An 11,565-nucleotide genomic window follows, 5' to 3' on the forward strand; every position below is an offset into this window, starting at 1 on the left:
TTTTTAATTTCCTACTTTATAGCGCCATCCAAATTTGTCTTCACTTTTATTATATTGAATGTCGGTTATTATTTTCTTTAATCGAGCACCATAACTTTGTTGTAGTTCTGGTAATTCATAATCCGTATCTCTGTAGCCAAAACCGGATATTGGAGAAATTACCGCAGCCGTACCTGCACCGAACATTTCTTTTAAGGAGCCATCTTTTGCTGCTTCTACAACTTCCTTTACAGATATTTTTCTAACCTCTGTTTTAATACCTTGATCCTTGGCTATTTCCAAAATACTCTTACGTGTAATTCCATCTAGAATTCGATCACTTGTAGGGGCGGTCATTAGTGTATCATTTATTCTAATGAAAATATTCATTGCACCAGCTTCTTCAATAAATTCGTGATTGGTGTCATCTGTCCAAATTACTTGATTGTAACCTTTGTCTATGGCAAGTTGGGTAGGATAAAACTGTCCGGCATAATTACCTCCTGCTTTTGCATAGCCAACACCACCATTGGCGGACCTGGAATATTTTTCCTCAATTAATACCTTTACCTTCCCTGAAAAATAGGAGCCGGAAGGTGCACAGGCAATTATAAACTTATATTCATTGGCCGGTGAGGCATGAAATCCGTTTCCGGAAGCGAACATAAATGGCCTTATATATAATGAGCTGCCTTCTTGTGTGGGTATAAAGGCCTTGTCCAAATTTAATAAGGTAATTAAACCCTCCATAAAATATTCTTGGGGAATTGCAGGAATACACATTCTTTCTGCGGAAATGTTCAGGCGTTTAAAATTATCCAGTGGCCTGAACAAAAATACATCCCCATTATCGTCCTTATAAGCTTTCATTCCCTCAAATATGGATTGTCCATAATGAAAGATTTTAGAGGATGGGTCTAAAGTAATTGGTTGATATGGAACAATGGTGGGAGTTTCCCAGACACCATTTTTGTAGGTGCAGACAAGCATGTGGTCCGTGAATACGGAACCAAAAGCCAGATTATCAAAATCAACTTGGTCAATTTTTGAATTTTTTACCTTTTCTACAATGATGTTTTTAGTTTCAATGCTCATAAAATACGTAACTTTAGTTGAATAAAATTAAACAAATATCGCTATTGGTCCTTCTTTTTTAGATTAAAATTGACCAGATTTGCAGGGAATTCATCATTTTTAAGGTTTATGAAAGGATTTAACATTTTACTTGTATTATTATTTGGGATATTTTCTTGTCAAGCCCAGCAACAAAAGCAGCTCCGTTTGTCTAGTGACAATCAAAAAGTTACATTTCTAGGGGATTCCTTTGAACTTAAGGACATAAAATCCTCTGAGGAGATGATGTCATTATATAAAGGTATGGCTGTTACGGATACGTTGAACATAACCATTAAATCTAAAGTCAATGAGGTTTGTAAGGTAAAGGGTTGTTGGATGGTCATTGAGCTTCCGCAGGGAGAGCAGGCTATGGTTCGCTTTAAGGATTATGGATTTTTTATGCCAAATGATATAGTAGATAAGTCCGTAGTGATGAACGGTTTAGCCTTTGTTGAGGAAATGAGCGTTGATGATCAAAGACATTATGCAAAAGATGCAGGTAAGGATGAAGCTGAAATTGCCGCAATCGTAGCTCCTAAAAGAACATATAGTTTTGAAGCCTCTGGAGTAGTTATTCCCAATTAATTTGAAAAGGGAAATTATTACTACGGCAGATGGTTCAAAAACCATACAGATAAAAGAATGGAACGAACAGTACCATTCTAAACACGGAGCTATTCAAGAAGCCTATCATGTATTTATCCACTCCGGATTGCACCTCTTTAAAAATTGTGATCTTAATATTTTGGAAATAGGTTTTGGCACAGGTTTAAATGCCTTGATTACCCTCATGGAGGCAGAACACCAAAACCTTAGTATTGACTATACCGGTGTTGAGGCTTATCCGGTCTCCAAGGAAGAGATAGGACAATTGAATTATCTAAAGGAACTGAACGCACTGTCCTTTACCAAAATGTTTAATGAGATGCATGCTTCCCCGTGGGAAGAGCTTATACCCATTTCCCCAAAATTCAATCTTAAAAAGCAGCAAAAGGATTTTAAGGACATAAAGGACATTGCGCAATATGACCTTGTGTATTTTGATGCTTTTGGCGCTCGTGTTCAACCTGAATTATGGACCGTTGATATTTTTGAAATTATGCTCAAGGCTATTAAGAAAGGGGGCTATCTGGTTACTTATGCAGCAAAGGGTAGCGTAAGAAGAGCTATGTTAGAAGTTGGTTTTTTAGTTGAAAGATTACCTGGTCCACCCGGTAAAAGAGAAATGTTGAGGGCTAAAAAACCATAAATTTTAAGTATAAACCAATCTACTTTATTTTCAATCTTTTGAAAAGGCCAATGCATTGAACAACAATGTTAAATCCAAATTAAATAGCATATAAAGAAGCATCAAAAGGAATACCTTTATGATATGAAAGTATTGATAACAGGTGCAACGGGTTTGGTCGGTAGCGAGTTGGTGTCTCAATGCCATGAAAAAGGATATGATGTAAACTACCTTACTACAAATAGGAATAAAATCATATCTAAATCTAACTACCAAGGTTTTTATTGGAATCCTGAAAAGGATGAAATAGATAAAGATTGCTTACAGGGCGTATCCGTTATCATTAATTTGGCAGGTGCAAGCATTTCTAAACGATGGACTTCCAAATACAAAAAGATGATTTTGGACAGTCGCGTAAATTCATTGGAGCTGTTAAAAAAGACGCTGAAAAATACTTTTGACCACAAGGTTACTTCGCTTGTATCGGCCTCCGCAATAGGGGTGTATCCAAATTCATTAAGTAATTACTATAGTGAGGATGAACAAAAAGTAGATGATAGTTTTCTGGGCCGTGTAGTAGAGGTTTGGGAGGAAAAGGCTGATGAATTCAAACAATTGGGACTTACTGTTGCCAAGGTAAGGATTGGTTTGGTTATGTCCAATAAAGGAGGTGCATTGCCGCAAATGGCAAAACCTGTCAAGTATTTTGTAGGTGCCGCCTTTGGAAGTGGAGAGCAATGGCAGTCATGGATACATATCGCTGATTTGGCCAGAATTTTTGTACATGTTGCACAATATGAATTAGAGGGCGTTTTTAACGGTGTGGCACCAAACCCTGTTACCAATACAAAGCTGGTAAAGGAAATCGCCAAAAATTTGGAAAGACCTTTGGTGTTGCCCAATATACCTAAATTTATAATGTATACGGTGTTGGGAGAGATGGCCTATTTACTTTTTGCCAGTCAGCGTGTTAGTAGTAAGAAAATAGAAGAAGAAGGCTATGTTTTTCAATATGCCAATATCTGTCATGCACTTGCGGATATCTTTAAAAACGATTTGGAATGTGTTGATTCAAAAACTAATATGACAAAAGAGTTTGTGTCCTGATTACCTAATGTGATTAATTTCTATAGTATGAATCCGCTTTTTGGCGGATTTTTTTTTAAACTTTTGTGACATTTTGACATTTTTAAAGAATTGGCAGTACTTTTGCCTGCTTTTAAACGGCTATTTAAATATTAGGAAAAATATGAGTGATAAAGAAAACACTTTGGATGATGAATTCTTGGAAAATGAGATTCAAGAAGATGATATAAATGAGCAAGAAGCAACACTTGAAGATGTGGAAAATGTTGAGGAGCGTACAGAAGAAGAGGTGCTAAGGGAAGATTTGGCTAAAGAAAAGGATAAATTTTTAAGGTTGTTCGCTGAATTTGAAAACTACAAAAAACGTACTTCAAAAGAGCGAATGGATTTGTTCAAGACTGCCGGTCAAGAAGTAATTGTGTCGTTATTACCTGTATTGGACGATTTTGACAGGGCAATGAAAGAATTGGCAAAATCTGATGATGAAGAGATGTTCAAAGGTATTGAGCTGATTAATGTAAAACTTAGGGAAACATTAAAATCCAAAGGATTACAAATGCTTGAGGTAAATACGGGTGATGTTTTTGATGCTGAAATACATGAGGCAATTACACAGATACCTGCACCGGATGAAAAAATGAAAGGTAAGATCATTGATGTCATCGAAAAAGGTTTTTCATTGGGTGACCGTATTATTAGACATCCAAAAGTTGTAGTAGGAAATTAAAAAATTGGCATGAAGGAAGATTATTATGAGGTATTGGGCATTAGTAAGAGTGCTTCTGCCGCTGAAATAAAAAAAGCATACCGTAAAAAAGCGCTGCAATACCACCCGGATAAAAACCCAGGTGATAGTGAGGCAGAGGAAATGTTCAAAAAGTCTGCCGAGGCTTATGAGGTTTTGAGCGACCCGGATAAAAAAGCACGTTACGACCAGTTTGGACATCGCGCCTTTGAAGGTGGCGGCGGTTTTGGCGGCGGCGGTATGAATATGGATGATATCTTCAGTCAGTTTGGTGATATCTTCGGAGGCTTTGGTGGCGGTGGCTTTAGCGGTTTTGGCGGCGGTGGCGGTCAACGCAGGACCAAGGGTAGTAATTTGCGCATTAGGGTAACCCTTAGTTTGGAAGAAGTTGCCAATGGTGTAGAGAAAAAGGTAAAGGTTAGAAGAAAGGTTCAGGCAGAAGGTGTAACCTATAAAACATGTAGTACATGTGGTGGTAGGGGACAGGTGACCAAAATACAGAATACCATCTTGGGGAGAATGCAGACCGCAGCGGTTTGTAGTGCATGTGGCGGTAGTGGTCAAATTTTGGACAGTAAACCAAATGATGCGGATGCCCAAGGACTTAAGGTTACGGAAGAGACAGTTTCCATAAACATACCTGCCGGTGTTGAGGATGGTATGCAGCTTAAAGTACCCAATAAAGGTAATGATGCACCGGGCAATGGTGTGCCTGGAGATTTATTGGTGGCTATTGAGACCCAGGAGCATAGTACCTTAAAGCGTGAAGGAGACAATCTTCATTATGATCTTTATGTGAGTATTTCAGAGGCAGTACTGGGAACTTCAAAGGAAATAGATGCCGTTGGCGGTAAAGTACGCATTAAGTTAGAACCTGGTATACAGTCCGGAAAAATCTTGAGATTACGAGGTAAGGGGATTACTAGCCTGAACGGTTATGGTTCTGGAGATTTGTTAGTACACGTAAATGTATGGACGCCAAAAGAATTGAATAAGGAACAACGTGAGTTTTTTGAAAAAATGAACGGCAACGATAATTTTGAGCCTAGACCGGAGAAATCTGACAAATCTTTTTTTGAAAAAGTTAAAGATATGTTCTCTTAGGTATTTTAGATTGTTTTTAAATAAAAAACGTATATTTGAGATAATATTGGGCAACCAATATTAATTTTCTTTTTCATAGCAATTTTTTTCCCATCCTTGATTTATTGAGGGTGGGTTTTGCTTTTTATAAGGTTGCTGTTTATCAATTATTTAGCATAAAATATTTGACTATAAAGGATTCATAAAGAATATAGGTAGTCAAAACAATTCAATATCTTTGAACAAATTGCTTACATGAACAACATTTTGGTAGCTACTAATGTCACAAAACGCTATGGTGACCATTTAGCTTTAAAAGACGTTTCCCTAGATATTCCAAAAAACAGTATTTATGGATTGCTTGGCCCTAACGGTGCCGGTAAGACTACCCTAATACGTATCATTAATCAAATAACCTATCCTGATCAAGGGTCGGTTTTTTTTGATGGGGAACCTTTAAAACCGGAACATATTGCACAAATAGGATATTTGCCAGAGGAAAGAGGTCTATATAAGAGCATGAAAGTTGGGGAGCAAGCTCTATATCTTGCACAGTTAAAAGGTTTGTCCAAGGCTGAAGCAAAAAAACGATTGAAATTCTGGTTTGAAAAATTGGAAATTGGTGATTGGTGGAATAAAAAGATACAGGAACTATCCAAAGGTATGGCCCAAAAAATACAATTTGTTGTAACTGTCCTCCATGAACCTAAATTATTAATATTTGATGAACCATTTAGCGGATTTGATCCTATCAATGCCAATATAATCAAAGAACAAATTTTGGCATTAAAGGAAAATGGGACCTCCATAATATTTTCTACACACCGTATGGAATCTGTGGAAGAGTTGTGCGAGTATATAGCATTGATTCATAAATCAGAAAAAATTCTGGATGGTAAATTGTCAGAAATCAAAAAAGCCTATAAGAATAATATTTTTAAGATAGGATTGGAGAGCACGGGTGCCAATGGTTTGTTAGAGGACCTACAACAAAAATACAAAGTCTTGACCCATGAATATGACAGTAAAGAGAGCCAATTGAATATTTCCGTTCAATTACCCTCTAATGATTCTAGGGAAATTTTAAATTATTTAGGTCAAAAGGCCAATGTAAATGGTTTTGTAGAAACCATTCCATCGGCTAATGATATATTTATTCAGACCATCCAAAAAAGAAATTTATCCCATGAATAAATTGCCGCTGATAATTAAAAGAGAGTATTTGGCAAAGGTTAGAAACAAGTCTTTCGTAATCATGACATTTTTAAGTCCAATTTTAATGGTGGGCATGATTTTGTTGATTACCTATCTAACCCAGTTGAACGACAATGAGAAAAGAATAATTGCGGTCTTGAACGAAAGTGGGTATTTTGCTAATGAATTTGTAGCCACTGAAGCTACTTCCTATGTTAATTTTAGGGATATTTCTTTGGCTCAGGCAAAAGATTCTACGCTAAGCTTGGGATATTATGGATTGGTATATTTACCGGAAGAACCCAATTTGGAGCGTGTGGCGCAACGTGCATTTTTTTATAGCAAGGATGCGCCAAGCGCATCGATACTAGAAAAATTGGAAAATGTGATCACCAGTAGATTACGACAGGAGCGTTTAAGAGAACTGGGTCTCTCCCCAAAAGAATATGCAGAAATGGATCGTAGCTATAACCTTAACATAGAGACGTTTGATGGGCTGCAGAATATTAAGGGAATCAATGAGATTAAAGCGGTAATAGGTGGCGCATTCGGTTATTTAATAATGATGTTCATCATTATCTATGGAGGATTTGTAATGCGTAGTGTCATAGAAGAAAAGACCAGCCGTATTATTGAAGTCATTATATCATCCGTAAAGCCTTTTCATCTAATGATGGGTAAAATTATTGGAACCTCGTTGGCGGGTATTACCCAATTTGGTATTTGGATCGTTTCCGGTGTAATTTTGTTGTTCATTGGCTTGGCTATTTTTGACATTGATCCTTCTGCCTTGACAAAAGGGGGTATGCCACAGACCATGGGCAATGGTACAGGTATGGATGTAGATAGCGTTACCCAAAATATTCAACTATATGCCCAGGAAATTTTTGAGATTCCTATCTTGGCCATGTTGATTTTCTTTATCATCTATTTTGTACTGGGATATTTAATATACAGTTCTATTTATGCGGCTATAGGGGCAGCAGTAGATAATGAAACGGATACCCAACAATTTATATTCCCGGTAATTTTGCCGTTAATGCTGGCTATTTACGTAGGTTTCTTTTCCGTATTTAGCAATCCTAACGGTCCAATTGCGGTAGCCTTTTCCCTTTTTCCGTTGACCTCCCCAATTGTAATGCTCATGCGTTTGCCATGGGGTATTGGTGAAGGCGGCGTGCCTGTTTGGCAATTGATTAGTTCTATCTTAATATTAATAGCTACATTTATTGGTATAGTGTGGGTTGCAGCTAAAATATATAGGGTTGGTATCCTTATGTACGGCAAAAAGCCTAGTTATAAAGATTTGTTCAAATGGCTCAAATATTCTTAATGATACAAGAAGGTACCGAAAAAATAAAGGATATCATTGAAGATGATGTCTGGGGTACCATAAAGAAATTTCTTGACCTTGGTTATCAATTTGGCGAAGGAGAAAAATCCATACATATTACGGTCGGACTTCTACTTTTGTTAACCATTGCCTTTTTACTTACAAGTACCGTATTGCAGGGTATAAGAAGATTTTTTACCAGGAATATGGAAACTGATGACAAGCTTAAGTTCATCAGTATTTTTAAGTTCATTAAGTACTTGGTATATGTTGTGGTCATCTTATTCACCATGAGCGCCGCAGGTATTAATATTACCATATTGATTACTGCATCCGCTGCATTGTTCGTAGGTCTAGGTTTGGCTTTACAGGAAATTTTTCAGGATATTATCGGAGGAATTTTCATTATCGTTGATAAATCGCTCAGAGTGGGTGATATTATAGAAATAGATAATAAGGTAGGTAAGGTTTTTGAAATAAAATTAAGGACTACAAGGGCAGTAACCAGGGATGATAAGGTCATTATTATTCCTAACCATAAGTTTATAAGTGATATTGTCTACAACTATACCCAAAATCATAAAACTACCAGAGAATCTATACAAATAGGTGTCGCATACGGAAGTGATGTAGAGTTGGTAACACGGCTATTGCTAGAGGTCATAAAATCGCATCGAAATGTGTTAAAGAGTCCCAAGCCTTTTGTGATTTTTGAAGATTTTGGTGATTCTGCATTGATCTTTGTTCTTAATTTTTATATCACCGATAGTTTTTCGGTACCGCGTATTAAAAGTGAATTAAGGTATAAAATTGATGCCGAATTTAGAAAGCATAAGGTAACGATACCTTTTCCCCAAAGGGATGTCCATATTTATCAACAAGGCACTTTACGGAATGAGTAGCAGGATAAATGCTTGTAACAAGCTCTTGGCAAGAATATTTTTTTCCATTACCATGTTTTTTACATTCTATACGTTTGGCCAAACACCAGATGTTTTTAGAATAGAGTATATGTTGATGCCGGACAATAGTGCCAATGTAGAAACTTCACGTATTAAACTGGTGCTGAACGTACCTTTGGCAGTTCGTGACAAGAAAGATTATGTCGTTCTGGGGGCGGAATATAATCGGTACAATTTTGAAGTTCCGGACAATTTATTCCCTAATGCGGATGATATCAATAAATTTCATGTTGTGGATGTCAATTTGGCCTATATGTATAAGCTTAGTGAAAATTGGCGTTTGGTGGGTGTGGTTACACCAAGATGGTCCTCTAATTTTGTGGAAGAATTACAACAAGAGGATTTTAATGTCAACCTAACGGCCGGGGCGTATAAAAACATCAAGGATGTAGAGAAGCCTTATATATTGGTAATGGGCCTTTCCTATAATGGAACTTCGCCTATAGATGTACCCTTACCCTTTTTATACTTTGAAAAACGATTTCATAAAAATTGGTCCTATGTATTGGGAGCACCAAAATCCGGGATGAAGTATTTTACTAAAAAGGGACACTTTTTTCAGACTGAGCTTTTTTTGGACGGGTATTATGTAAACATTCAGAACAATATTTTGCTTCCAGGAAATAATTTGTCAACAGATGTATCATCTACGGCATTATTATTGACCCTAGGATATCAATATAAGATAACGAAAGATATGTCCGTTTACCTTATAGGAGGTCATTCCTTATTTCAGAACGGGGTATTACGTGATCAGGAAAGGAATGATATATTTACATTAAATGATGAAGCGGGGCTTTATTTTAGAACTGGCTTTAGAATTGGAATTTAAAAAAATAACAGTATGTCAAAAATTTTGGTAATTGAAGATGAAGCGGCAATTAGAAGGGTATTGGTAAAAATCCTTAGTGAAGAAAACGATGCTTATTCCGTTGAAGAAGCGGAGGATGGCCTCAAAGGAATAGAAACGATTAAAAGCAATGATTATGATCTGGTGCTATGTGATATAAAAATGCCAAAGATGGATGGTGTTGAGGTACTTGAAGCGGCCAGAAAGATAAAACCTGAGATTCCGTTTATTATGATTTCTGGTCATGGTGATCTTGACACCGCTGTAAATACCATGCGTTTAGGAGCGTTTGATTACATATCCAAACCGCCAGATCTAAATAGGTTGTTGACTACGGTAAGAAATGCTTTGGATAGAAAGGTATTGGTGGTAGAAAATAAAAAATTAAAGAAAAAGGTCAGCAAGAATTATGAAATGATCGGGGAGAGTAATGAAATCAGTACGATCAAGGGTATGATAGAGAAAGTTGCCCCTACAGATGCCCGGGTATTGATTACCGGGTCTAACGGAACGGGTAAAGAGCTGGTGGCCCATTGGATCCATGAAAAAAGTGGAAGAAGTAGCGCGGCGTTTATAGAGGTAAATTGCGCGGCCATTCCGTCGGAACTTATTGAAAGTGAGCTTTTTGGTCATGTTAAAGGGGCGTTCACCTCTGCTGTAAAGGATCGTGCGGGTAAGTTTGAAGCTGCTAACAAGGGAACAATATTTTTGGACGAAATAGGGGATATGAGCCTTTCTGCCCAAGCAAAAGTTTTAAGGGCCTTACAGGAAAGTAAAATCTCTAGGGTTGGTACGGATAAGGATATTAAAGTAGATGTTAGGGTCATTGCAGCTACCAACAAAGACTTAAAAAAGGAAATAGAAGAAGGTAATTTTAGAGAGGATCTTTACCATAGATTAGCGGTTATCTTGATACAAGTTCCAAGTTTAAATGATAGAAGGGACGATATTCCTTTGCTGATCGAACACTTTTCAAAGAAAATCTGTGAAGAACAGGGTATGGCAACCAAAACATTTTCAGACGGGGCGGTCAAACTTTTAAAAGCCTATGATTGGACTGGAAATATAAGAGAACTTAGAAATGTAGTGGAACGCTTAATTATCCTTGGTGGACAAAATGTGTCAGAGGATGATGTAAAACTATTTGCCAGTAAGTAAGATTATTTACTCTCTACAATTTTAGCACAATTACCCAATTTGTTCAATGCTTGTTGGGTAATTTCTTTTGTCCTTAAATTATAGTATTTACTACCATAGGACAAATCTGTTTTTAAAAGCTGTTGTTCGCACTCGTCAAATATTCTTTTGGCAAAAACATAAGCTTCCTTACAATCAACGGTTTCTACAACTTTGTTCAACGATATTCTATATTTTTCCAGAGACTGATCAATCTTTTCGGTTAGGCTTGAGGGCTCCTTTACTATCGTAGGAATTTTGTGTTCCGTTGGTTTTACATTAGTATTCATGGCCAAAAGATCATTTGTATAAATGCTGTTATGGGTATTATGTTCAGCAAGTACGACCATGGTGTCTTCCGTAATTGATAAAGATTTTTTTAAGAAATTTTGTGTACCGATTAATGTGGTAGATTTTGTGGCGGCTATTAAATTCTCTAGATTTTCTTCCATTTTTTCCCTTGCAAGGGTGCATCCACATTGATCCAATTGCATTTTAGATTTCTCAAGTACATTAAGGGCCTTATAGGAATAGAATCTAGCTTTGTTTATATCCTCGGTTTGTAAGGCTTCAACAATACGTGCTTTGGCAAAAGCCATGTTGGAATTTGCATACTCGCAATCTAAATTTGAGCTAAAGGAAGACAGTAATAGTATGCAGGAGGTGCAGAATATATAGGCATATTTCTTCATTGGTAGGTTTTAGGATTGTAAAATTTGGGACTTTACAACTTTAAATTTAAAAATTGTGGTGGCTAATTTCTATTATTTTCGATACAATACCCATGTAATACGATTAACGGATCCTCTGTAC

Annotated in this window: 12 protein-coding genes; 10 read left to right on the forward strand and 2 right to left on the reverse strand. The window is 36.9% G+C overall.

Annotated elements, in window-relative coordinates; translation table 11 throughout:
• Positions 1-3 precede the first annotated feature (3 nt).
• Complete coding sequence (locus JM81_RS16805) at positions 4-1,074, reverse strand: branched-chain amino acid aminotransferase (protein WP_089259678.1); 1,071 nt, start codon at positions 1,072-1,074, stop codon at positions 4-6.
• A gap of 186 nt (positions 1,075-1,260) precedes the next feature.
• Here JM81_RS16805 and JM81_RS16810 point away from each other — a divergent pair, with 186 nt between their 5' ends.
• From JM81_RS16810 to JM81_RS16855, 10 genes are all read left to right on the forward strand, one after another.
• Complete coding sequence (locus JM81_RS16810; protein ID WP_261375124.1) at positions 1,261-1,680, forward strand: DUF4920 domain-containing protein; 420 nt, start codon at positions 1,261-1,263, stop codon at positions 1,678-1,680.
• A gap of 1 nt (position 1,681) precedes the next feature.
• Positions 1,682-2,344 carry a tRNA (5-methylaminomethyl-2-thiouridine)(34)-methyltransferase MnmD gene (gene mnmD / locus JM81_RS16815; protein WP_144805118.1) on the forward strand — a complete coding sequence of 221 codons (663 nt, stop codon included), beginning with the start codon at positions 1,682-1,684 and terminating at the stop codon, positions 2,342-2,344.
• 123 nt (positions 2,345-2,467) lie between these two features.
• A complete protein-coding gene (locus JM81_RS16820; protein ID WP_144805120.1) occupies positions 2,468-3,430 on the forward strand; it encodes a TIGR01777 family oxidoreductase in 963 nt (320 codons plus the stop codon).
• Between the two features lie 142 nt (positions 3,431-3,572).
• The gene (locus JM81_RS16825; RefSeq protein ID WP_089259682.1) at positions 3,573-4,136 is read left to right on the forward strand and encodes a nucleotide exchange factor GrpE; all 564 of its coding nucleotides are present in this window, start codon (positions 3,573-3,575) and stop codon (positions 4,134-4,136) included.
• Positions 4,137-4,145: 9 nt separating this feature from the next.
• Positions 4,146-5,258, forward strand: coding sequence for a molecular chaperone DnaJ (dnaJ, locus tag JM81_RS16830; RefSeq protein ID WP_089259683.1), 1,113 nt, complete (start codon positions 4,146-4,148; stop codon positions 5,256-5,258).
• Positions 5,259-5,492: 234 nt separating this feature from the next.
• Complete coding sequence (locus tag JM81_RS16835) at positions 5,493-6,431, forward strand: ABC transporter ATP-binding protein (protein WP_144805122.1); 939 nt, start codon at positions 5,493-5,495, stop codon at positions 6,429-6,431.
• Positions 6,424-7,764, forward strand: coding sequence for an ABC transporter permease (locus JM81_RS16840; RefSeq protein WP_144805124.1), 1,341 nt, complete (start codon positions 6,424-6,426; stop codon positions 7,762-7,764). The genes JM81_RS16835 and JM81_RS16840 overlap by 8 nt, the downstream gene beginning before the upstream one ends.
• Positions 7,764-8,666 carry a mechanosensitive ion channel family protein gene (locus JM81_RS16845; RefSeq protein ID WP_089259685.1) on the forward strand — a complete coding sequence of 301 codons (903 nt, stop codon included), beginning with the start codon at positions 7,764-7,766 and terminating at the stop codon, positions 8,664-8,666. The genes JM81_RS16840 and JM81_RS16845 overlap by 1 nt, the downstream gene beginning before the upstream one ends.
• Positions 8,659-9,558, forward strand: a complete 900-nt coding sequence (locus tag JM81_RS16850; RefSeq protein ID WP_222430313.1) for a DUF6268 family outer membrane beta-barrel protein — start codon at positions 8,659-8,661, stop codon at positions 9,556-9,558. The genes JM81_RS16845 and JM81_RS16850 overlap by 8 nt, the downstream gene beginning before the upstream one ends.
• Positions 9,559-9,570: 12 nt before the next feature.
• A complete protein-coding gene (locus JM81_RS16855; RefSeq protein WP_089259687.1) occupies positions 9,571-10,734 on the forward strand; it encodes a sigma-54-dependent transcriptional regulator in 1,164 nt (387 codons plus the stop codon).
• 2 nt (positions 10,735-10,736) lie between these two features.
• Here the strand turns inward: JM81_RS16855 and JM81_RS16860 are convergent, their stop codons facing one another.
• Positions 10,737-11,444 (reverse strand): hypothetical protein, encoded by a 708-nt coding sequence (locus tag JM81_RS16860; RefSeq protein WP_144805128.1) that lies wholly within the window; start codon positions 11,442-11,444, stop codon positions 10,737-10,739.
• Positions 11,445-11,565 lie beyond the last annotated feature (121 nt).

Origin of the sequence: Maribacter sp. MAR_2009_72 (assembly GCF_007827235.1) — a bacterium.
GTDB lineage: Bacteria > Bacteroidota > Bacteroidia > Flavobacteriales > Flavobacteriaceae > Maribacter > Maribacter sedimenticola.